19 protein-coding genes, 1 tRNA gene, 2 pseudogenes and 2 riboswitches are annotated in these 22852 nt (G+C 43.7%); of the genes and pseudogenes, 8 read left to right on the top strand and 14 right to left on the bottom strand.

Going from position 1 to position 22852, the window contains the following annotated elements; genetic code table 11:
- Window positions 1–279: 279 nt before the first annotated feature.
- From IJJ71_RS14185 to thiD, 7 genes are all read right to left on the bottom strand, one after another.
- Window positions 280–699, bottom strand: coding sequence for a hypothetical protein (locus IJJ71_RS14185; protein ID WP_296847949.1), 420 nt, complete (start codon window positions 697–699; stop codon window positions 280–282).
- 9 nt (window positions 700–708) lie between these two features.
- On the bottom strand, window positions 709–1344 hold the full coding sequence (locus tag IJJ71_RS14180; RefSeq protein ID WP_296847947.1) for a DUF3990 domain-containing protein: 636 nt from the start codon (window positions 1342–1344) through the stop codon (window positions 709–711).
- A gap of 32 nt (window positions 1345–1376) precedes the next feature.
- Window positions 1377–1952 (bottom strand): peptide deformylase, encoded by a 576-nt coding sequence (def, locus tag IJJ71_RS14175; protein WP_296847945.1) that lies wholly within the window; start codon window positions 1950–1952, stop codon window positions 1377–1379.
- A gap of 35 nt (window positions 1953–1987) precedes the next feature.
- Window positions 1988–2058, bottom strand: a tRNA-Gly gene (locus IJJ71_RS14170).
- 57 nt (window positions 2059–2115) lie between these two features.
- The gene (gene hisD, locus IJJ71_RS14165) at window positions 2116–3480 is read right to left on the bottom strand and encodes a histidinol dehydrogenase (protein ID WP_296847943.1); all 1365 of its coding nucleotides are present in this window, start codon (window positions 3478–3480) and stop codon (window positions 2116–2118) included.
- A 19-nt stretch (window positions 3481–3499) separates the two neighbouring features.
- On the bottom strand, window positions 3500–4681 hold the full coding sequence (gene cytX / locus IJJ71_RS14160) for a putative hydroxymethylpyrimidine transporter CytX (protein WP_296847941.1): 1182 nt from the start codon (window positions 4679–4681) through the stop codon (window positions 3500–3502).
- A 170-nt stretch (window positions 4682–4851) separates the two neighbouring features.
- Window positions 4852–5697, bottom strand: coding sequence for a bifunctional hydroxymethylpyrimidine kinase/phosphomethylpyrimidine kinase (gene thiD / locus IJJ71_RS14155; protein WP_296847939.1), 846 nt, complete (start codon window positions 5695–5697; stop codon window positions 4852–4854).
- A gap of 134 nt (window positions 5698–5831) precedes the next feature.
- Window positions 5832–5959, top strand: a riboswitch (TPP riboswitch).
- Between the two features lie 81 nt (window positions 5960–6040).
- Here thiD and thiM point away from each other — a divergent pair.
- The 3 genes from thiM to IJJ71_RS14140 are packed head-to-tail and all read left to right on the top strand — an operon-like array spanning window position 6041 to window position 7942.
- Window positions 6041–6889 (top strand): hydroxyethylthiazole kinase, encoded by an 849-nt coding sequence (gene thiM / locus IJJ71_RS14150; protein WP_296847937.1) that lies wholly within the window; start codon window positions 6041–6043, stop codon window positions 6887–6889.
- Between the two features lie 19 nt (window positions 6890–6908).
- Window positions 6909–7205: an MTH1187 family thiamine-binding protein gene (locus IJJ71_RS14145; RefSeq protein ID WP_296847935.1), complete on the top strand. Its 297-nt coding sequence runs from the start codon at window positions 6909–6911 to the stop codon at window positions 7203–7205.
- A gap of 59 nt (window positions 7206–7264) precedes the next feature.
- Window positions 7265–7942 (top strand): thiamine phosphate synthase, encoded by a 678-nt coding sequence (locus tag IJJ71_RS14140; protein ID WP_296847933.1) that lies wholly within the window; start codon window positions 7265–7267, stop codon window positions 7940–7942.
- A 9-nt stretch (window positions 7943–7951) separates the two neighbouring features.
- Here the strand turns inward: IJJ71_RS14140 and IJJ71_RS14135 are convergent, their stop codons facing one another.
- On the bottom strand, window positions 7952–9463 hold the full coding sequence (locus IJJ71_RS14135) for a DUF4832 domain-containing protein (RefSeq protein WP_296847931.1): 1512 nt from the start codon (window positions 9461–9463) through the stop codon (window positions 7952–7954).
- Between the two features lie 244 nt (window positions 9464–9707).
- The gene (locus IJJ71_RS14130) at window positions 9708–11135 is read right to left on the bottom strand and encodes an alanine/glycine:cation symporter family protein (protein ID WP_296847929.1); all 1428 of its coding nucleotides are present in this window, start codon (window positions 11133–11135) and stop codon (window positions 9708–9710) included.
- Window positions 11136–11202: 67 nt separating this feature from the next.
- A riboswitch (glycine riboswitch) is annotated at window positions 11203–11301 on the bottom strand.
- A 115-nt stretch (window positions 11302–11416) separates the two neighbouring features.
- Between IJJ71_RS14130 and IJJ71_RS14125 the strand changes: the two genes are divergently transcribed.
- Window positions 11417–12547, top strand: coding sequence for a D-alanine--D-alanine ligase family protein (locus IJJ71_RS14125; RefSeq protein WP_296847928.1), 1131 nt, complete (start codon window positions 11417–11419; stop codon window positions 12545–12547).
- A 90-nt stretch (window positions 12548–12637) separates the two neighbouring features.
- On the opposite strand, the gene IJJ71_RS14120 is transcribed toward IJJ71_RS14125, so the two are convergent.
- The 3 genes from IJJ71_RS14120 to IJJ71_RS14110 are packed head-to-tail and all read right to left on the bottom strand — an operon-like array spanning window position 12638 to window position 14671.
- Window positions 12638–13318: a GNA1162 family protein gene (locus tag IJJ71_RS14120; protein WP_296847927.1), complete on the bottom strand. Its 681-nt coding sequence runs from the start codon at window positions 13316–13318 to the stop codon at window positions 12638–12640.
- Window positions 13315–13677 (bottom strand): DUF4810 domain-containing protein, encoded by a 363-nt coding sequence (locus IJJ71_RS14115; protein ID WP_296847926.1) that lies wholly within the window; start codon window positions 13675–13677, stop codon window positions 13315–13317. Before IJJ71_RS14115 ends, IJJ71_RS14120 begins: the two co-directional genes overlap by 4 nt.
- 52 nt (window positions 13678–13729) lie before the next feature.
- Complete coding sequence (locus IJJ71_RS14110; protein ID WP_296847925.1) at window positions 13730–14671, bottom strand: CsgG/HfaB family protein; 942 nt, start codon at window positions 14669–14671, stop codon at window positions 13730–13732.
- 272 nt (window positions 14672–14943) lie between these two features.
- Here IJJ71_RS14110 and murD point away from each other — a divergent pair, with 272 nt between their 5' ends.
- Both murD and IJJ71_RS14100 read left to right on the top strand, forming a co-directional pair.
- Window positions 14944–16521, top strand: coding sequence for a UDP-N-acetylmuramoyl-L-alanine--D-glutamate ligase (gene murD, locus IJJ71_RS14105; RefSeq protein ID WP_296847924.1), 1578 nt, complete (start codon window positions 14944–14946; stop codon window positions 16519–16521).
- 18 nt (window positions 16522–16539) lie between these two features.
- Window positions 16540–17673, top strand: a complete 1134-nt coding sequence (locus IJJ71_RS14100) for a hypothetical protein (RefSeq protein WP_296847923.1) — start codon at window positions 16540–16542, stop codon at window positions 17671–17673.
- 93 nt (window positions 17674–17766) lie between these two features.
- Here IJJ71_RS14100 and IJJ71_RS14095 read toward each other — a convergent pair.
- Both IJJ71_RS14095 and IJJ71_RS14090 read right to left on the bottom strand, forming a co-directional pair.
- Window positions 17767–18972 (bottom strand): annotated as a pseudogene (locus tag IJJ71_RS14095) (TraB/GumN family protein).
- 2 nt (window positions 18973–18974) lie between these two features.
- A complete protein-coding gene (locus IJJ71_RS14090) occupies window positions 18975–20330 on the bottom strand; it encodes a tetratricopeptide repeat protein (protein ID WP_296847922.1) in 1356 nt (451 codons plus the stop codon).
- Between the two features lie 51 nt (window positions 20331–20381).
- On the opposite strand from IJJ71_RS14090, the gene IJJ71_RS14085 reads away from it, so the two are divergent.
- The gene (locus IJJ71_RS14085; RefSeq protein ID WP_296847921.1) at window positions 20382–22130 is read left to right on the top strand and encodes a hypothetical protein; all 1749 of its coding nucleotides are present in this window, start codon (window positions 20382–20384) and stop codon (window positions 22128–22130) included.
- A 93-nt stretch (window positions 22131–22223) separates the two neighbouring features.
- Window positions 22224–22852, top strand: a pseudogene (locus tag IJJ71_RS14080) (hypothetical protein); the annotation flags it as partial.

Below are 22852 nucleotides of genomic sequence, written 5' to 3'. Positions count from 1 at the left end.
TTAAACCAACGGTTTTTTTGATTTCCTTTTGCTAACACAATATCACTCGTTTTTTACAAGGTCAATAAAAATTTGAAAAAAATTCACGCTAAATTGTAACTATTTCCGTCATGTTTTGTTATTATAGCGAAATTTCTTGCAAAAATTTGTTATAATAGTAGCTTATTTTAAGCTACTATTAAGTCTTTTCCCTGCAACTAGCAAAATCATGTCAACTTTTTTCTATTTTCGGCACAAAAGGCCTTTTATTTTAGGAGGATTTTGTCTTAGTTTTCTATATTATTTTGCTTTTTTTGCTTCTTTTATCCGTTCTATCGCCATAATACAATCAAGGGTATGGTAAGCAGGATAGATTCCATTCATTTCCTCGCCGTTGCATTGAGAAAAAATTTCACGGCTACTTTCTCCTGTCAAAAAATGCCAGTATCGATATAAATATCCCATCCAAAACAAAGCTTCGTTAGAGTAAGTTTCTCCGTTTTTTAGGGAAGGATTCTCATCAATCAAATCTTGAAGTAAATTTTCTTCTCCAAGCCACTGCGTTCTATCATAAGGAAGGTCGAAATAAGCTGCTGCACGGCTGTTCATGAAATCTTCAACAAAAGACTTGCTTTCATAGTGTCTTTTTGCCGACAATTCAAACATTCTTCCTTGCACGGAGCAAAGCTGCCGCTCGAATTTAGAAATAGTTCTTTCCATAAATCAGCCCTACTGTTTTAAAATCTCGTCAAAGAACAAACCTTCCCGCCTGTATTTCCTGCAAATCTCATCAGCTAACGAAATGCCAAGTTTTCGATTGGACTCGCTTTTTTGTATGAGATTTTTTCGTTCTTCGGAAGAAAATATGTTTTTTTTGATTATTGAAATTGAATCGCAAGCCTTTTGCGTTATTGCTACATACTGTATGCCAAGTTTCAGTGCAGAAAGACTTTCGATAAGAGCTTTGTCTGTTATGTCACCATCGAAAAACCTGTCAAGAACTACAAACATCCGGTCATTTGCTATATAGCCTTTAAAAATATCTACACCGTTCTTGAAAGCTGCATATTTGTCATAAAGAATTGGAGCCACATCCCTAGAAAGTCTTCCGCGATTAAAAGCAACGAATAAAGCCCAATCCAAACCCAAGGGAATTTCTTTGACAGAAAGATTTGTTGTGTCTAGTTCAAGCTCATATAAAACAGAATCTGGGTAATTGCATATCAGCGTAGAAGGCTGTTCGCGTTCAGTTCCCATATAAAAACCTTGTCCAAAGTCGCAAAGAGCACGGCTTGCAGGGCGAATATTTCCTTTGAGGCCTGCTTTTGAACCATGGAAAAGTTTTATTTTTGATTCTGAATTCATGCCGATTCCTTTATTTTATGTGAAGTTCGCTGTTATTTTGCTTTTTTTGCTTCTTTTGCAGCGATTTTTGCGGCGATGCTTGCGGCCTTGCGTGCTCTTTCGGCCTCTTTTTTGGCTGCTCGCTCCAATCGCTTTTTCATTTTTTCGGTGACATCTGCGGCAAAATTCGGGTCGCCACGGTCGATGTAAACAATTCCTTCGAGGTGGTCATATTCGTGCTGAATGATTCGAGCCAAAAGACCTTCTGCGTTGAGGGTGAACGGTTTTCCATTTTCGTTGAGTGCCTGAACCGTAACTTTTGAAGGGCGTTTGATATTCTCGTTGAAACCTGGAAGAGAAAGGCATCCTTCTTCATAATCGCACAAATCATTGCTTGTTAAGACAATCTGAGGATTAACGAAAACACGGCGAACTTCATCGTCTGAAATAATAACAAAATATCTTCGTGAATCGCCAATCTGTGGAGCTGCAAGGCCAACACCGTCTGCGGCAAGCATGGTCTCAAACATTTCGTTGAAAGTCTCTCGGAGAGAATCGTTGATTTCTTCGGGCTGAACCGGAACCGCCTTTTTTCTTAAAACTTCTTCGCCTAATTTGTAAATTTTCATGTAACACCCTGTAAAAAATGATTTAAAACTAAAAAAGCGGTTGACGGGAGTCGGACCCGCCTCACAGGCTTGGGAAGCCCGGGTACTACCGATGTACTACAACCGCAATGTTTCTACTATATTATTGCAAGTTGGCTTTAATTGCAATTAAATTAATCTTTTGCTATTCGAGGCGGATTCTGGCTGCACGGGCGTGTCCTGCCAAGCCCTCTGCATCGCCCAAAGTTCCGGAAGCATTTGCCGAAGCTACAGCACCTTTTGAACCAGGAATTGTTCTCAGCGTTGTGACTGTTTTGAGGAACATTCGCACGCTCAATCCGCCGGTGAATCTTGCGCTTCCTGATGTTGGCAAAGTGTGGTTGAGGCCAGCCGCATAATCGCCAAAGACTTCCGCACTTCCGTGACCGACGAAGAGTGAGCCATAGTTGTGAACGATTGATTCGATTTTGTCGCGAACTTCGCCGTCTTCCATGGCAAGCTCCAGGTGCTCCGGGGCTTTTCGGTTGGCACATTCTGCGGCCTGCTCAATGCTGTCACAGATGATGATTCTTCCGTAATTCTGAACGCTCTGCTCGGCAGTTGATTTTGTCGGCAAAACTGCAAGCTGCTTTTCGATTTCGCTAGCGACTGCCTTTGCAAGCTCTTCTGAATCTGTGGCCATTACAGGCTGTGCTACGATGTCGTGCTCTGCCTGAGCAAGCAAGTCCGCGGCAACCCAAGCTGGATTTGCGCTCTTGTCCGCGATGATGAAAACTTCGGTTGGGCCGGCAAGCATATCGATTCCGACTGTGCCGTAAACGAGTTTTTTGGCCTCTGCAACGAATTTGTTGCCAGGACCAACAATTACATCACATCGAGGAATTGATTCTGTTCCAAAAGCCATTGCACCGATTGCCTGTGAGCCGCCACAAGCAAATGCCTTTGTAACTCCACAAATGTATGCCGCCGCCATGATGTTTTCATCTGCATAAGGTTTGCCGCCAACGAAAGGTTTACCCGGAACGCCAGTGCCTGCTTTTTGGGCAGCGGCCTTGTCCTCTGGGTGAACACGAGGCGGTGTGCAAAGAACAACTTCCTTTACTCCTGCCGCAACAGCGGGAGTAATAGTCATGACAACAGAGGAGACGAGCGGAAACCTTCCTGCCGGCACATAAGCTCCCGCCCTTTCCACAGCAATATTTTTCTGACCGGTGAAAACACCAGGCTCCAGTTCGACTTCAAAATCATCGAAAGATTCACGCTGTTTTTTTGCGAAGCGAAGTGCAAGGTCGTGGCTGTATTCAATCGCCTTGTAAAGCTCAGGATTTTCGTGCCGCATCTTTTCGGCAGCGGCCTTGAGCTCGGCCATAGGAATTTCAATAGAAGCCGGGGCAGAAACATCAAATTTTGCGCCGTACTCAGAAAGAGCTGCATCTCCGCGTTTTTTTACGTCAGAAAGAACATCTTTGACAATATCAATAGAACCACCGAAATCGCGCCCATCAAAAAATTCCGGCTCGATTTCGGCATATTTTTGTAATTTAATCATGAGCTGATTTTAGCAAATTTTAAGCTCTTTTACTACTTCTTGAAGAAATTTTTCCGTAAAGCAAAGTGAGTGCGAAAGTGATTGCCATATCAAGCACTGTGCATCCCAATACGAAATCGACGCGCATCAAAAGCCTGTATGCGACAAAGCCCAAAAGCCAGATGATGATTTTTGCGGTGTCGATTTTTTTTGCGGAAGAATCTTTTTTGACCACAAAGAAGTCGGCAATCAAAATTGCAATCATCGGGGCAAAAACTGAGCCGATGTAGTACAAAAAGTCAGTGATGTTGTCCATGTTGAAGAGAATCGCGCCAATTGTTCCCAGAACTGCGACAACTACGGCTGTGATTTTTCCGTCGAGTTTTTCAAAGACTGTTTTTGCGGAAATTCCTGCGCTGAATGCATCGAGGAATGTTGTTGTTACAGTTGAAAGTACGATGATTACGAGGCCGATGATTCCCAAGCCGGATTTTACGGCAATCTGAGCAATGTCGCCTTCACCTGTGAAAATTGCCGCACCCATTCCGATAATGTACATCCAGCAAGAGACAATTCCGTAAATCAATGAACTGACAAGAGTTGCGCGGAAAGGCTTTTCGGCTTCTTTTGTGTAATCGCTGATGAGGGGAAGCCAGGAAAGTGGCATTGCAACCGCAAGCTCCACCGCCGCTCCAAAGCTCATTGCTTCTTCAAGAGCTGAATTTACGCCTGATTTTCCGAAGAAAATGATTTTGCAGAGAACGAGAGTGAGTATGAACAAAAGACTCATCGTGACAACATTGAGCTTTCCGAGATTTGTGATTCCGATTACGATCCAGAGAATAATCAATGCTCCGATGACGATTGCCCAAATCCACTTGCCGAATGAGAAAATTTCGTTTACAGCAAGAGAGCCGTCATAAATCATGATTCCTGTCCAGCCCACGAGCTGAAGAACGTTAAGAAGAGCGAAGAATTTGCTTCCCCATGAGCCGAAGCTGAATTTTGTTGTCTCCATTGCCGATTTTCGTGCGATTCCGCCGATGTAGCCTGCGAAGAAAAGAAGGGCACAGCCAATCAAATGACCAAGGAGAATTGCGAGAGTGCCTTTTGCGAATCCGAGAGGTGCAAAGTAAGTGCCGGTGATGATTTCGGCGATAGAAACTCCCGCACCGAACCAAATCAAAGCGTTACTAAATACCGATGTCTGTTTGTTATTCATAATAAATTTCCTTTTTTTTAAATTTCACACAGAGGCACAGAGTACACAGAGAGTTTTATGAATGGGAAGTTCCATATCCTAATCGTGCCCCTTGGTAAAAGACATGATTGAAATGTAAGGTATGCTTTTATCAAACATATCTCTGTGCCCTCCTAAGCTCTGTGAGGAATTCATAAATTTTCAGATTTTAATTTGTAATTGTGCATTAAAGGGCCGCTTCCTTTTCCCAAATCTAGCATTGCTTCGAGCGCACCAGAAATGTATTCTTTGGCTTTTTCGACGGCGTTTTCAAGATTTTCACCTTTTGCGAGATTTGCGGCGATTGCGCTTGAAAGAGTGCATCCAGTTCCGTGTGTGTTCGGATTGTTTATTCTTCGTCCTTTGAACCATTTTGCGACAATTTCGCCATTTTCGGTTTTTCCGTACAAGAAATCGCTCGCATCGTTTACATTGTGGCCGCCTTTTACGAGAACTGAGCAGCCGAAAGCTTCATGGATTTTGCGTGCGGCTTCTTCCATTTCAAACTCTGTTGTGATTTTGAGTGCTCGCGCATCATTCTCTGTGGGAATTTTTGCCTTTTCGAGAAGAACTTCGGCTTCGGGAATATTAGGCGTAATCACTGTGGCAAGCGGAAGAAGTTCTTTTTTGAGTGTGTCGATTGCCTCTTCGCTGATCAACTTTGACCCGCTCGTTGCGACCATTACAGGATCGACGACAAGATTTTTGAGCGAGTAAGTTTTGACAGCCTGCGCGATGGTTTTGATTAATTCGCTGGATGCGACCATGCCAGTTTTGACGGCATTCGGAAAAATGTCCGAAATTACGGCATCAAGCTGGGCTTTCAGGAAATCGGGCGTGACTTCCATGATTTGTGTGACGCCGGTTGTGTTCTGTGCGGTCAATGCGGTGACGGCGCTCATTGCGTAGACTCCGTTCATCGTCATTGTCTTGATGTCCGCTTGAATTCCGGCGCCTCCGCAAGAATCACTTCCTGCGATAGTAAGTGCTGTTTTCATAATTCCTCCAAACAGCGCATCATCAGGCGGTGCCCTCAAGATGATGCAAAACAAATGTGATTTCAGAAAATACTGATTTGCAAAAAAAAGTTCAAGTGGGCTTATTGCTCAAAAACCAGGATTGTTTTATTATTCACATATTGCAGGGGAACCCGCCGGGCGGAACTTCATTCCACCCTAACGAGTTGAGATAGCGTAACGACGCAAAACCCTTTGAACCTGTCCGGTTAATACCGACGAAGGAAGCACTGTACCAGATAAAATCACAGGCTCTCCCCTCGGAGAGCTTTTCTTTTTCAAATGATGCGGTCAACTTCCGGAATTAAAAAAAAAGGAGTAAAAAATGACCGAAGCTCAAATCAAATCGCAAGTCAAAGAGGCTGTGGAACTTGTCCGCTCACAAAAGCCTCTCGCACCATCAATCACAAACACAGTCACAATCAATTTTGTCGCAAACGCTCAGATCGCAGTAGGCGGTTCGGCAGCTATGGTTTATCTTCCGGACGAAGGCGAATTTGTCTCAGAAGTCGGAAGTGCAGTCTACATCAATGCGGGTACAATGTTCCCGATTTACGAAGAAACTCTTCCGCGCACGGCAAAAAGGCTTTTCGAGCTCAAAAAGAATTGGGTCCTTGATCCTGTTGGAATCGGAATCGGCTCGCTCCGCACAAAATTGCTTGCAATCTTCAAAGATTTTCCGCCATCAATCGTCCGTGGAAATGCCTCTGAGGTAATTGCACTTGCAAAACTCTGGGGAATCGGCGAATCAGCTTCATCTAATGGCCCAAAAGGTGTTGATACTGTTGACACTGTAAACGATGCCGAAAATGCCGCAAAAGCCCTCGCAAAGTACATCAATGAAAAACGAGGAGGGCTTGGAGCAGCAGTTGCCGTAAGCGGAATCGAAGATTTTGTCACAGACGGCCAGACTTCTGTTTATTGCAAAGGCGGTTCTCACTTCATGGAAAAAATCACAGGTTCAGGCTGTTCTTTGGGCGGAGTTTGTGCTGTTTATGCGGGAGTCACCTCTCCTTTTATTGCGGCTCTCACTGCAACACAGATTTACAATCTTGCAGGAAAGCGTGCTGAGTCAAAAGTCAAAGCCCCGGCAAGTTTTCAGGTTCAGTTTTTGGACGAGCTTTATCTTGCCTCGTCAGAAGATGTCGCGAACAATCCTTTTGAATTGAAATAGAAATTTATTGGAGTTAAAAATGAATACATTGATTGCAGTGGCAATTGCACCGTTTGGAGTTGGCGATGAACTTTCTGAATATGTCGCTGAAGTTGTTAAAGTTATCCGTGAATCAGGATTGCCGAACAAAACGACTTCAATGTTCACTGAAATTGAAGGCGAATACGACAAGGTTATGGAAGTCGTCAAAAAAGCAACTTTCGTCCTTGCTGAAAAAGGAATCAGAACGGAAGTAATCCTGAAAATGGATATTCGACCGGGCTTTACGGACACAATGAACAAAAAGCTTGATCGTCTTGAAGCACACATTAAATAGCAGGAAATCCGTGCTTCCATGCAACGCCGCCTAACGCGGTGTTTTTAGAGGAGAAAAAAATGAAAGTTGATATAAGCGCATATCTGGTCGTCGGAAGAGAGAATACAAATGGTCGTCCAGTGGCTCAAATCGTTGAAGATGCTGTGAGGGCTGGTTTTACATGCGTTCAGATTCGTTCAAAAACAGCGAGCGCACTCGAAATGATTGAGGATTGCCGCCAGTCCGCAGAAGCAATCGCAAAGCTCGGAAAATCTGATTCCGTAGCACTTCTTGTTGATGACCGCCTGGACATCGTTCTTGCTTGTCGTGAACTGGGAATCAAAGTTGACGGCGTTCACGTTGGTCAGAGCGATATTCCAGTCTCAATTTGTCGCAAATTCTTGGGAAAGGACTCAATCATCGGTCTTTCTGCCCCCACAAAGGACTTGATCAACTACGTTCAGTCCGCTGACGTGAGCCAGATTGATTATTTTGGAGCAGGTCCTGTTCATGAGACAGCGACAAAGCCGGATTGTGGCATGGACGAAACAGGTCATGTTATTACAAAGACTTTTGCAGAACTGACCGAGCTTGGCAAAAAAAGCCCGATTCCTGTCGTTGTTGGCGGTGGCGTAAAACTCAAAGATATTCAGCCTCTCAAAGAAACTGGAGTCGGTGGATTCTTCGTTGTCTCTGCTGTTGCGGGAGCAGAAAATCCATACCAAGAAGCCAAAAAACTGACAGAAGCCTGGGGTTAAGCAAATTTTTTACTTTCCGGCTTTGAAAACACCGATTTTGTTCGCCCTGAGCGATTCATTCCACATGTTTTCGTTTGCAAGGCGGACGGCATATTTTCCGTCTGTATCACAGATTTTGAGGAAAAGCTGGTAGTCGCCATTTTCAAGGCCGGAAGGAAGCGTTAAAGCTGATTCAATTGAAGACATGCCGCCGGAAAAAGTTCCTGATGCGGAGACAGAAACGGCATTTTTTTCTGATGCTTTTTCACCATGTCTGACAAAGTAAACTTTGAAGTTCTTCGTTCTGTGATACGGAAGCTCTGCAAATCCTTCATTTTTAAGGGAAAGTTTGATTTTTATTGAAGAATTTGAAGTCTGTTCAATTCTGGAATCAGTAACAAGATAACGGTAGCCCATGTGAGTGAGGATGTATTTGAAAATCGACCGGCCGTTTGTGTAGCCCGCGCTTTTTTTGTCCAGTTTTCTAAGAAATTCATCGCTCCAGCCAATGTTAAGGAAAGAAAGATGCACATTTTTGAGCTGCTCGTCGCTCACGGAAAGAGTGTAATCTCCAATCAGTTCTCCGCCATAAGGCGTGTGATTTGTAAAAGGCTCAAGGAAAGCAATTTCTTTTTCACGGTCAATCCGGAATGTACCCGAGTCACCATCTGAGCCAAGGTAGCCGTCATTGTAAATCCCCAGTTTGTATGTTTTGCCCTTCGGTGTGTAAGAAGCTGGCACATTTTCTCCGTCAAAATTTAGATTTTCACAGCGTTTCAGATAGTTATAGATAAAATTTGGCTGGCGTACAAGGAAAGGAAGCTTCGTTCCGTCAAGGCAGGAAAGAAATTTTTCCATAATAATAACAATGTAGCCTTTTTCAATTTTCTTTTCGCCTGCTTTGATTGATGGATTAAGATTCGGGGAAATGCCCTTGAGAGTGGATTTAAAATCTTCCACCGGCATCGCTTTTTCCGCAAAGTCAGTCGTGTGCATTTCACCCCATGGCCCAAGCATTCCACATTCAATGGCTGTGAGGACTTTTGTATGCTCTTTCAAGAGAGCACAAATATCTTCTATATGATTGAGAATTGTTGAAAAATCATCCGGCTCAACGCCGCTTTTATTTCCTTTATAATTTTTGTCGTAGGCAAAGCGGATTACGGCAGTCTGTTCGGCTTTCTCAAGATTTGAAAGAAGTGTGTCGATTCCGCTTAAATCCAAGTGAGTAAGATTTTTACATTGACTGATATCGATTTTTAAATGAATGAGGTTGAAAGTTGCGTCTGAATTGTAGCTGGCCTTTTCATCGAGAAAAGAAGCCTTCTCAACCGAAGTTTTGTTGACGCTTCCGTCTTCCTGAACATTAATTGTTTCTGCACTGTAAAATCCCATGTCAGGATTGTAGATTGTACTGGCAGAGGAAGAAGAATCAATATCCTGTCTATAGGATTTTGTTCTCGTATTATCAGTATCAGAATCAGAACTGCATGATAATAGGAAGAAAAATGACAAAATACAAAGAATTGTGATTTTACGCATGAACTAATTTTAACGTAAATCAAAGAAAATTTCACATATCACAAGGCTAGGGACTGTAGCCACGCCGGAGGCGGCCGCAAGCTGAACGAGCGATGAGCGAGTGAGTGAGCGGCTGGAGCGACAAGCGGAATGGCGAAAGGCCCGGCCTGCCGCAAGGCAGGAAGCCCCCAGATAAAAAAACACTGGACGAACTAAGTGTTGCCCAGTGTCAAAATTGCTAATTACTCATTTCTAATTGCTGATTTTACAGTGTTGGATATTTGTCGAAATATTTCTTTGTTTCTTCGGCAATTACACCGCTCAAAACGATGAGTGAAATACAGTTTGGAATTGCCATGAGACCGTTTGTGATGTCGGCGATTGTCCAGACAGCAGAAATTGTCATGTATGGTCCGATTGCAACTGCGGCGATGTAAAGCCAGCGATAAGCCTTTACGACTGTCTGGTTGCCTTTGCTCAAATATTCAAGACATCGCTCTGAGTAGTAGTCCCAGCCCAGGATTGTCGTGAATGCGAAGAAAATCAAACAGAGCATGAGAAGAAACTGGATGCTCTTTCCGTCACCGCCCAAAATTGCTGAGAATGCTTTTGCTGTGAGAGCCGCACCACTGGCACCGCTGTTCCATACGTCACCGCCAGCGATGATGATTGAAAGACCTGTCATTGTACAGATAATCAATGTGTCGATTACTGTACCTGTCATATTTACAAGGCCCTGCTCAACAGGCTCATTTGTCTGAACGGCAGCTGCTGCGATTGGAGCAGAACCCAAGCCAGCTTCGTTTGAGAAGATACCACGAGCGATACCTTTCTGCATTGCTGTTTTGAGGACAACACCCAGAGCCGCACCTTCCAATGCCTTGAGACCTGTCTGTGCGCCGAAAGCACCCTTGAAAATAAGCTCGAAAGCAGCCGGGATTTTTGTTGCGTTCATGATGATTACGGCAAGACCGAGGAAGATGTAGATGAAAGCCATTGCAGGAACGACTTTTTCTGCAACTTTTGCGATTCGTTTGAGTCCGCCGATGATTACGAGGGCCGCACTGATTGTGATGACAGCGCCGCCGATTACAGTTGCCCATGAATAAGCGTGCTCACCAATATAGAAAGCAATGTTTGCGTTCTGTGGGTCGAATGCGTTCTGAATTGCGCCACAAATACCGTTAATCTGAGTAAATGTACCGATTCCGAAAAGGCCTACCAAAGTACCGAAAATTGCGAAAAGAACAGCGAGCCACTTCCATTTTGGTCCCATGCCTTTTTCGATTGTATAGAATGGACCGCCGAGAACGTGACCGTCAGCTGCAACCTCACGATATTTGATTGCGAGCATACATTCCGAATATTTTGTTGCAGTTCCAAGAATTGCGGCAAGCCACATCCAGAAGAGCGCGCCAGGACCACCTGCGAGAACAGCTGTTGATACGCCGACAATGTTTCCTGTACCGATTGTTGCAGAAAGTGCTGTACAAAGGGCAGCAAAGCCTGAAAGTTCGCCGTGACCTTCGTTTTCTTTGAAGATGCTTTTGAAAGCTCTTCCCAGTTTTGTGAACTGGATTCCGCGTGTTGAAACTGTGACTACGATTCCCGTAACGAGAATGAGCGCGATAGTCGGGATTCCCCAAACTACATCATCAATGGTGTTTAAAATGTTGTTAATAGTTGAGAACATTTTGTTCCCCTTTAAAAAGAAATAGAGCTGAACGATTCGTTCAGCTCTCCAGAGTGGTTAGAACATTTTTTGATGCCCTGTCCGTTTTACCTGAGATATCGGTTTTAATAACCTTAACCCTTCGGTGTTCCATTTGGTGCAATGGAAACTCTCCAGAGAGCCGCAGTTTGCCCACAAGCAAAAAACGACTTGGATATAATATCGGAAAAATCCATGCTTGACTAGAGAGCGCATTTCGACATAATTAAATTATAAATATTTTTAAAATTTTGGTGGGGAAAATGACAGTTACTGTAATTTATGGCGGCAAATCTGGCGAGCATGAAATCTCTTTGGTTTCAGCAGCGGCAGTTACGCGCAATATCGATTCTAAAAATACGGTGCGGCTTATCGCAATCACAAAAGACGGACGATGGTTTCTGCAGCCTCAAAGTGAATTCGAGCGGATTAGGTCTGATTCAAAAGCTGCTTTTAAAATCATTGAGGATGAATCTCAGGAAGTTAGCGTAATTCCTGGCGGTGGAACAAAAAGAACTTTTCGCGTTGGAAGTGAAATCCTTGCAACCGATGTAATTTTCCCGGTTCTGCACGGTCCTTTCGGTGAGGACGGCACGATTCAGGGACTTTTCGAGATGGTTGATGTGCCTTATGTCGGATGTACCACACTTGGAAGCGCAATCACAATGGACAAGGAAAAGACAAAAGTTGCTTTGGCGCAGGCCGGGATTCCTGTCGTTCCGGGAATATGCGTGCGCCGAAGCGATCTGGCCACGACAAACGGCTACGATAAAATCCTCGAAAAAGCACAGAAAGAGCTTGGCTTCCCGCTTTTCGTAAAGCCTTGTGCGGCAGGAAGTTCCGATGGTGCAACCCTTGCAAAAGATTTGAAGCATCTCAACGGCGCAATTATCGAAGCTTTCTTATGGGATGACAAAATCCTGATTGAAAAGGCCGTTAATGCCCGCGAAATCGAGTGCTCAGTCACAGGAAACCCGACGATTGACGACGATTCTTGCGTGGCAGAAAAACTCACGGCATACGGACCAGGCGAAATTGCCCCAAAACATGACTTCTACGATTATGATGCAAAATACAATGACCCGGACGGAGCAGATTTACTGATTCCGGCTAAACTGCCAGAAGAAAGATTGGAAGAAGTACGAACACTGGCAAAAAAAGCCTTTGCCGCGCTCGATTTGGCAGGACTTTCCCGCGTTGATTTTTTCATCGACAAGAACACAGACAAGCTCTACCTAAATGAAATCAACACAATGCCGGGCTTCACACAAATCAGCATGTTCCCGAAAATGTGCGACGCATTCGGCCTTGATTTTACCAGCCTTACAAACCTTCTGATTGACGAGGCCGTTGCACGATTCAAGAAAACAAGAAATTTGACGACATCACGATAGCAATACATCGCGATAGCAGCCAGTTGCAAAAAAAAGACTGTCCTTAACCAAAGCGGCTTCGGACAGTCTTTTTTTTATGCGCCATGCATTTTATTTGCTTGCAGTAAGATTTACCTTCAGACCCATTGCTGATTCTGCACCGTCAGCTCCGTGCTTCGGATGATATTTTCCGGCCGGAATATCGCTCAATGCAGTGTTGTTGCACATTACAGCGATTGGAACATAATCCGTTGCCGCTGTTTTTACCGCATCGGCGGCGGCAACAATCAATGTTCCCAAGAGGCTGTTTGTCTGTACGCCGGTTGATGTGTCGCATTTAATCTTTGCGTCACGATGATATACGATCTCGTTTGTCTTTACAGATTTGAAAATGTATTCGATTTCAATTGTTACAGACGAACCAACCAGGGATTTGTCCCATGACTTGATAATTGTGAAAATCGCAACATCAGCACCAAAAATCTGGCCGAATTTCTTCAGGTCTCCGTCAATGAAGCGCTCTGAATCATAAGCACTTTCACGCTGCAATGTTGCCATTGTCATTGCAGGCGGGAGAACATAATATCCTGCCTCTGCAACTGGAACGCTCATTGTTGTATAGAAATAGTCTTTTGCATCAGCCGCAGTGCTGTTGTTGATTGGCGGCATGATGAGCATGACAACAGGGTCAGACTCGTACATTTTTGGGAAAGCAGCGCTTTTTGTAGTTCCACAAGAAGCAAACAAAAGGGCAGAAAGAACAGCTGCCATAATAATCATTGATTTTTTCATTTTGTGTACCTCTTCAAAATTGCACCTACAAATACTTCTGACTCAGGATAAAGCTCAACTTCTTTTGCAAGCATTTCTTTTCCCTCAGCAGTTTTCCCGCTCTGCAAGAGCATCCAGCCATAATCAGCATAGATTCCCGGAGGAACGATTTTTCGAGATTCTTTCTGCTTCTCGATAATTTTCTGATAAGTCTTTGCGAGTTCCGCAACAGATTTCTCATCAGAATTCTTCATGGCATGATAATAATCTTCCTGATAATCATACCAGCTGTACAGCTTTGTAGAGCCGCAAGAAACCGCAAGAAGAGCAAGGCCGGCTACAGCTGCCACTTTGACCATATTCACCAATGATTTTTTCATCAGTAAAATCTCCTATTTTTTAGGCCGAAGCCTGAATTCCCGGTTTTATCCGTTATTTGTCCTGAATTACATAATCCGCAAGCTTTGATGAATCAACGGAACCTTCCGTCAAATCTACGATTGCATATTCATCAGTTACAGTTGTGCCGCCAACAGCAAGGACAGTCAGTTTTGCGACCTGTTTTCCAGGAAGTTCAATCATTATGCCGGTTTGTGGATTCTTAACCTGTTTTCCGCGCTCATAAACAGGAAGTGTTGCTCCGACTTTTACGCCCTGCTTTGCTCCACCTGCAATAATGATTCCGTCCTTGTCATAAGAAAGGAAATAAGATTTCCATGGCCGGTTCATACATGTCTGCTCGATGTTGTCAACGAGTTTTTCAATGGCAGCAGAAATTGCCTTGTCGCTCAATGTAGCATCGTAACCCTGAACGCCACCCATACCAAGCGTTGTTGAAGAGTTAGTCTCTGCCTGCCCCTTTCCTTCCTCAGAATAAATAATCTGACCAGTGCGGACATCGACCAATCGAATATTTACGCCAGCTTCCACAGTCTGAGTTTTTGAACGTGAAACAAATCCGACTTCGCCGGTTGTTTTGCGACCGAATTCTGTAATTGAACCGATGATGAGATAATCGGCCGCGACTTTCTGTGCAGAACCGCCGTGATTTTCAACCTCAGCCTGAATTTTGTCTGCATCAGCACGCTCCAAAAGAACGAACTTGCCCCTCGCGGCCAGTTTTGCCGAAAGAATATCAACAGCCTGCTTTCCAAGCGGATCATTTTCCTTGTCATAGAAAGCACCTTTCGCATATTCAGTCTCATTTGAGAATCTGGCAATTGCTACAGTTCTCTTCAAACCCTGATATGCAGCAGCGTCAGAACCTTTGTTGAGACCACTTTCTGTTTTTGACACGGTTGTTTTCGCCGTTGAGCCGCATCCTACAAAAACCAGTGACACAAGGCCAAAACACAAAATTTTAGTAAATTTCATATTACACCTCTCTATAAGCAATCTTAAAGGTTATGCTAATATACATGTTTTTGGAGCCAATTTCAATTCAACAGGTATGAATATCTCAAATTTTCTTCATTTTTTTTGTCTTTTGATGTAAACTTTTAATAAGGGCGCCACCCTTCGGGTCGGGTGTTCCGTGGCTCACTAACGCTCGGTGCCAGATGCTTCGCATCCGGCACTGGCCCGCCTGCCTTACGGCAGTCAAGCCACCACTACATACCCTGGCGCTTTCATCAAAGGAGAAAATCATGTCAGACGCACACGAACCGCTTCCACCAGTTCCACACATTTACCCACAGGGCTGTTTTTTTAAATCACTCAGCGACATCGAAGGCAAAAAAGTCGTTGTCATGGGATTGGGCTTGAACGGCGGCGGAGAGGCTTCCGTGCGCTTCCTTTTGAATCACGGAGCTTATGTAATCGCAACTGACATGAAATCTCAGGCTGATTTACAGACCACGGTAGATTCGCTCAACAATGACACAAGCCTGGACAAAAGCAGGCTCACTTACCGTCTGGGCGAGCACCGCATCGAAGATTTTGAAGAGGCGGACTGCGTAATCAAAAATCCGGGCGTAAAATACGACGGAAACAAATATCTTGCGGCCGCAAAAGCAATCGAAACAGATATTTCGCTCTTTTTGGCATTCAGCAAGGCTCCGATTATCGCCGTCACGGGAAGCAAAGGCAAATCTTCAACCGTAAGCGCAATTTACTACGGACTCAAACAATCTGGATTCAGCGCATTTTTGGGCGGAAACATCACAGTCTCGCCGCTCACCTTCCTTGAGCAAACCGATTCAACAACGCCGGTCGTTCTGGAACTTTCAAGCTGGCAGCTTGCCGACCTTCGCGGCAGAAAACTGCTCAAACCAAAAGTTTCAATCATCACAAAAATCATTCCAGACCATCAGAATTTTTACCATTCAATGCTCGCCTATGTAAACGACAAAAAACTTATTTACGCAGACCAGGGCAAAAAAGATTTCGCAATTTTTGATTTCGACTCAGACCCGGCAGCAGACGGCGGCACTTTAATCGACAACTGGGGCGACATTTTTGCCAAAGAATGTAAGGCAACAATTCTCCGCTACAGCAAAAAAACTCTCCCCGAAGGAACTTTGGGCGTCTGGCAGGACAAAAAAGGCACAGGCTTTGCCCGCCTTTCCACAAAAATTCTGGACACACTCCCGCAGGACTACGAAAAAACGACCGAGACGGTTCTCAAAGATTTAATCGTTCCAGGAAAGCACATGCGCGCCAATGTTTTGAACGCAGCCCTCGTGCTCCGAATCATGGGAGTGTCACCTGAACGCATTATCGAAGTCCTTGGTCGCTGGAACGGAATCGAGCACCGCCTTGAATTTTTCCACGAGTGCAAAATCAACAAAACGACATACCGCTTCTACAACGACTCAGCCGCCACAGTTCCAGAAGCCGCAGCCGAAGCAACTCAGGCATTCGGAAAGCCGGTAATTTTCCTCACAGGCGGCACCGATAAAGGCTTGGATTTGTCTCCAATAGCAAACGGAATCTGTGACAACGGAAAAAACATCGTTCCACGCGCAGTTTATTTGCTCGCAGGAAGCGCAACCGACAAAATGATTGGTGATTTTAAAGAAGAAAATATAAAATACAAAGGACCGTTCAATTCAGTTGAAGAAATGCTGACAACCCTCAAAACTGATTTAGAAAGCGCAGATGATGAAAAGATTCCGCAAATTGTAGTGTTCTCGCCGGGAGCAACAAGTTTCGGCATGTTCAAGAACGAGTTCGACCGCGGAAATCAGTTTAAGTCTTGTGTAAAAAAGGTTTTCGCAAAATAAGAAAATCTGGAGAATTTTTTGAGAAAAGCGGTCCTCTTCGTTTTGTGCATCGTGATTTCTGCCACTTCATTTGCAAATGAGGCACTGACGAAAATCAAACATATTGAAGGTCTCAAACAAGAACTTTTCGCTCTGTCGGATGATGAGGAACATTGGGATGAGCGGGAAAAATTGCGCAACGAAATCGATAAAGAGATTTACATACTACAAACAGATGAGTTTATCGTTAATTCGAATGAGGAATGTTTTTCTTTTGAATTGTCGAAGGATTCCTTTTCCGCTTCACTTGCTTTCGATTCCGAAGAAGTTTTTCATTGTGAAAACTCAATTTCAAGTATTGAAGCAAATCTTACAAAATCAGCTCAAATTTCATTCTCTGTTCATATAAAAGAAAACAGGCCGTCTGAATATGAAATAATGATTTGGAAAATCACTTTATTAAATCAAAAGGGTAAAACATGTTCACAAAAAGCGATTAATGAAAGTCGAACTTTTACATTTAATCCGATAACCGATGTCGATTGGGAAAATCACGAAATAAATCAAAAAAATTCTGCTGCTTTTAGAAATCACGAAACAAGCTCAACAGATGAAATTGATTTTCAAAAATCAGAACAAATCGACTGGTCTTTAAAAGATGAACGGACTACCGATATAAATTTTGCCTATAATTGTTATTGGAACGGAAACGGCTGGCAATGTGCTTCTTTATCTCTATCAGTTGAACGAAGTATATACGACAAGTATTTCTTTTTTGGTGGAAATTTTGAAGCTGGCAGTGATAATGCATTGGTGCCGCTTGCATGGACTGCCTGGGTTTTTGATAAAGTTCAAAAAGACGATCCTAATTCTACAGAGAAAGATAAAAAGTGGTTTGAGACCTTGCTCTCCAGCGATTATAAAGTTTTTATAACGGCAACCGCCCGTGCAGGCCTTATGTTTCCATTTTTTAAATCAAAAATTTTCAGGATTTTTGCAGAAACAGGATCCATAAACAATTCTTCTGGAACAGGCGGCGGCGCTTCCATGATTTTTTATAAATATTCAAGTCCAGGCGGTTATCTTGCAATGAATCTTGAATACTCAATTTTTCACACATATAAAGTGCCAGTCTCTCAAAAAGCAAACATAGGTATTCGGATAGCTTTTTAAAGCGGAAACCAGTTTAAGTCTTATGTGAAAAAGGTTTTTGCTAATCCTGGCGGTGTCCTTAAAATCCGGCACCGCCAAAGCCCACGCCTAAAATTATTTAATCAGGTCTTTGAAGAACGACACTATGCTCACGACAATTGATGAGCCGCCTACAAATGTTCCGATTGAGCTTCCTAGGCTTGAAAGGAAGAACACCAAAAGCACACGGAGCAGGCGGTTTTTGTAGAATCCTTTTACGCTTGAAACATCATCCATCACGCTTTCCATGTCTGCGACCTTGGGCTTGCACATAAATGCCTGCACGATTCCGGCAAACATTCCGACTCCAACGAGCGGGCAAAGAGATGTGAACGGTGCACCAACAGCCGCCATAATTACCGTGAGCGGATGTCCGCCCGCAATCAAGGCTCCGATTCCGGCAAGGGCTGCATTCCAGATTACCCATGCACCAAGCAAATCAGCTCCCTTTTTCATGCCACCAAACACAAATCCTGCCGCAATCAATGCAATGATAATCACAGGAATTGCCCAACCAATGATTTTTGCGCCAGCTTTTTTTGCAGGGAGCGAATTAATTTCTGTGGTGTCGGTGTTTTCCTGACCTGCTGCAATTTTTTCAAGATGAGCCTGAACGCCCGGCAAATGCCCCGCTCCAAGAACGGCTATTACGCTTTAGCGCACAGATTTTTGCACGGCCTGCCAGATATGGGCAGCAAGGTAAAAATCACGCTCGTCAATCAGAACTTCTTTGACGCCCGGCATGAATTCTGCCAGCTCGGCCATCATTCCGTCCATTTCGCTCTTGTTCTTAAGGCTTTCAATCTGCTCACCGCTGACTTCTTCTTTTGAAGCGGCGCTGGCAATCAATGCAGAAAGCAGCTTGACTCTTCCATATCCGCCGTTTTTTGCCCAGGCACGACGCAATGTGGTCTGGATCGGGCGGTCAACCATTTCGCAGGGAATTCCAAGCTCGTTTGCGGCATCGATTCCGGCGCGCATTTCGTCACCCGGCTTTACGCCCACATTCGCGCCCATCCGCTTTTGAAAGCTGGAAAGAACAAGGTTTGCAAGCAGCAGAAAGCCCTTTTTTTCGCGCAGAACTTTGATTATATCAAGATTTTTCCAGGTCTCGCTGTCATTGAGAGAGGCAAAGCGCTGCTCATCAAGCTCAATGGCCACGCAGTCAGGCTTTTTTTCGATGATGGCTGCCTTTACTTCATCGCAACTCTGCTGGGAAACATGAGCCGTTCCCAAAAGTACAATTTCCTTTCCGCCAAGATTCAAATTTACCTGTGACATTTTTACTCCACACCCTTTTCAAGCCATTCTGCAAGCCGATACTCAAAAAAGTCGGCTCCCTGAATGTCCAGAACTTCGGCATAATATTTGTGGGCAAGGCTCTGATTTCCTTTTAAATCCCAATAGTTTGCAAGGTAATACAGGTATTTTCCCTTCTTTTTTTTGCTTTCTTCACTCTGAACTTTCAGTGTCAAAGTTGAGTCGCCGGTCATGTCGTGAATCAGACGCAGGGCAAGATACTCGTAAGAATTTCTGTCCAGGTTTTTCATAGCCTTTTCAGTGAATTTCTTGCATTCCTGAGGTTTTTTGAGCTTTTGCCAGCAGCAGGCAATCATGAGCGCGTATGAAGTGTTGTTGGGATTTGCATTGTAAGCAGCCTCAAAAGCTTTTCTTGCTTCATCGTAATTTCCTTTGTGCCGTGCAATCATGCCGATTGATTCGTAAGCATAGTAATAGTTTGGATTTTTTTGAACCACGATTTTGTAATTTTCGTAGGCAGGATCAAGTTTATTCTGCTCGTCATAAACGCCGGCCAGATATGCGTAGCCCAAAAAATAATCCGGGTCAAGCTGAGTTGCCTTTTTCCAGGCCTTCTCAGCCTCGGCAAATTTTCCAACCTGGCGATTGAAATTTCCCAAATCAAAATAATATTCGCTGTTTGTTGGGTCAATTTCGATTGCCTTTGAAATATATTCCACTGCCTTTTTAAAATGACGTGATTCAGACTCAAATTTTGCAAGATATGAAAGTGCCGGCGCATAGTTAGGTTCAAGTTCCAGAATTTTGTTGAAGCTCTTTTTTGAATCATCGTCCCGCTGAAGATAATAAGACATTTTTCCATGACCAAAAAGCGCCTCGATATTCTGAGGATCGCCTTTGATTGCCTTAAGGTAATAGTCCCTTGCATTACGATAGTTGCGCTTTACAGCCTGTTCGTTTCCGAATTCAATATTTGCATCCGGATTGTTAGGCTGAATGGCCAAAATCTGCTTAAGGTACTGCTGCTTTTTTACGTTGTTCTTTTTTTGCTTGGCAACCATAGCGTTTAATAGAAGAATATCGATGTTTTTGGGTTCTTTTTGAAGGAGAAGAAGGGCTATTTTTTCGGCATCAACAGTTTTTCCAGCAGAAAGAAGAAGAGAAGCATGAAGACTTTTTAAATCCACGTCTTCTTCAAGGTTGGCAGGCATGCTTTCAAAAAGAATCAGCGCGTCTTCAAGGCTCCCCTTTGAAAGAACGGAATCCAGCTTCTGCACAAACTGCATTTCAGCATTTGAGGCGGCAAGAGCGGCATGACTTCCCGAAAAGGCAAAAAGAGCCATAAGAACAAAGAGAACAGTTTTTTTACTAGCTTTCATATTTTTTCCTTAAACTCGACATTCAGTGCCCAATTTGATAAAATAAATAAAATGTACAGACATCCATTTAGAAAATCATTCGGGCTTATCGTTCTTTATAGTATTATAATTATCGGAATTTTCGTACTCCAATTTAGAAATGAATCAGTAGTTTCAAAAAACATCGGCCTGCTTTCAATTTCATTTGCACAGTCACAAAATGAATCCGGTCAAATTTCTTTGAAAAACACGCTTCAGGTTGCCTTTAAAGGCATTTCCTTCATTGCCGACGAAGTAACTCCGGCTCAGCTCTACACTTCCGAAGAAGAAGGTTCCCAGATTAAAAAAGACCTTACCCTTGTTTCCTATGAGCAAAAAACGCCTCTTTCATATTCATTTTATTTCACTGAAGGGGTTTCGCTCACTTTTTCCGTTACAGGCACAGATTCTTCGGCTGCTTTTTCAATCACGGCGTCGCTGCCCCAAAATGCTTCAGGCCTTTACCTCAATTACAAACCATCTTCGGGCTTTTCAGTTACGGACAAAACCAGGTCAAAAATCATTTTGAACTCAAAGAACCTTACCTACGCCTTTACGGCTTCATTGATTGACGACTCAAAGATTTTCCTTTCAGCAAAAAACTTTGTCGCAAACTATGTGGCTTATGATCCTTCCGTTGAATTCAGTTTTGCAACCATTGATTCGGACATGATTATAGCACAAAAGTCAACTTATGACACAAACATCAAAACTTTACGCAGCAATCTTGTCAATTCAGTTGCAGACTCAATCAGTAGCAACCAGACTTTATCAGAAAAAAGCGTCATTGCCTACGTCGCCGAGCTTGCTTCACAGGGGCGCTATTCTGAAGCACTTAGTTACGTTCCGGATTCTTTCAAAAAGGGCAATAAGCGCACTTTCCTTTCAGCACCTTACTTCAACACTCTGGACGCAATGTACCCCACCTTAGAAATGTACACCGGCAACATGGCCGAAATGGTCACAAACGCAATCAACACTTCTTCACTTTCAATTTTCAACGTAGAAGGCCTTGCTGATTACCTAAACATTCTTCCTGAAAGCCCCACAATCCACAACCTTCTCATGATTCCAGTTCATGCTTTTGAAGACGAAGCTTCCGCCCAACAGGTCAAACTTTCAAATGCAGCCGGAATTCTGAGCACATACCTCAGACTTTCAAGTCTTCACTCCAATCATGCAGACACACTTTTGCCTGTCATCGAAAACTGCCTTAAAATCATCGAAGGAAGCTGCACTTTAAATGACACCCTTCTGACCCTCACAGAAAAAGACGTTACGATTTCAAATTTCCTGGCACTCTCTGTGGGAAATTCCCTTATCAAGTGGGGCGAATTCAACAATCTGCCGGAATATTCTCAGGCTGGTTACGCTATCATAAACTCAATTCTATCCATAACAACCCTGGACTCAATCACGCTGGCTGACATTTACCCTGTTCTCGTAGACAATCCATTTTATCCCCATTACAAGGTTCTTTCACGAACAGCGGGCGGTGTAATCTGGGCATGGACTTGCGCTCCTTCAATCACTTATTCAGCCCAGAACAACAATGCAACAATCGCAATCAATTTCCCCAAGGGCGACATACACCACATAATTTTCAACGGAATCATAGCATTTAACGAAATTGAAATTTACGGAGTTTCTTTCCATTCTGACCCTCGATTTGAGTCTTACAATTCTTCAGGCTTCATTTACAAAGAGACTAAAAATTCTCTCCTGCTCAAGTCAAGGCACAAGGCAGAAACGGAAATAGTCCGCCTTACATACAGGCAATAAAAAACTCAAATTTTTCTAAATTTCTGCACAAATTTTTCAAAATATATGATATAATAAAAAATGTATGCTCTCTTGAAGAGCCGTGGAGTTTTTGTGAGCAAAAAAGATTTTCCTAAGATTCACTTTTATGACCAGGATTTTGTCGACATCTATGACAAAACATGGAACTGGCTGGCAGAGTCATGGATTGATCCCCAATCAGGCGACGTTACTCCGGACGGATTTTTTATCTATCCCAACAAGTCACAGCAGGTAATCGGTCAAGCAGAATCAATTTTCTCAACCTTCTTTTTGGTTTATTCAAACAAGAATTACACCGCCGAAAAAAGCCTTGATTTCATCTACGACAAGCAGGAAGCAAGCGGTGCGATTCGCTGGAAATATGACCTTAAAACAGGTGCTCCAGTTGTAGACAGTGAAAATCCAGAGGGAATCGGCTTGCCTCTCTTTGCATGGGCAGAATTCAACCTCTATCACAAGCTTGCAAACAAGCGGCGCGTCAAAGAAGTAGTTCCTGTCCTTCAAAAATACATGGACTGGATTGACGCCACCTTCAAAAAAGAGAACGGCCTCTATTCAGTTCCGGCAAAAGCCTGCGGCATGGAAGACTCTCCGCGTGAAGGCACATATTATCCAATCGATTTCAACGCCTGCATGGCTATAAACGCGCTCAACATGAGTTCACTTGGCGACATTCTCAACGACAAGGAACTCAGCTTCCA

The organism is Treponema sp. (genome assembly GCF_017430385.1).
Lineage (GTDB): Bacteria > Spirochaetota > Spirochaetia > Treponematales > Treponemataceae > Treponema_D.
The sequence above is the reverse complement of the archived record's forward strand: the minus strand, read 5'-3'. Positions and strand labels throughout refer to the sequence as shown.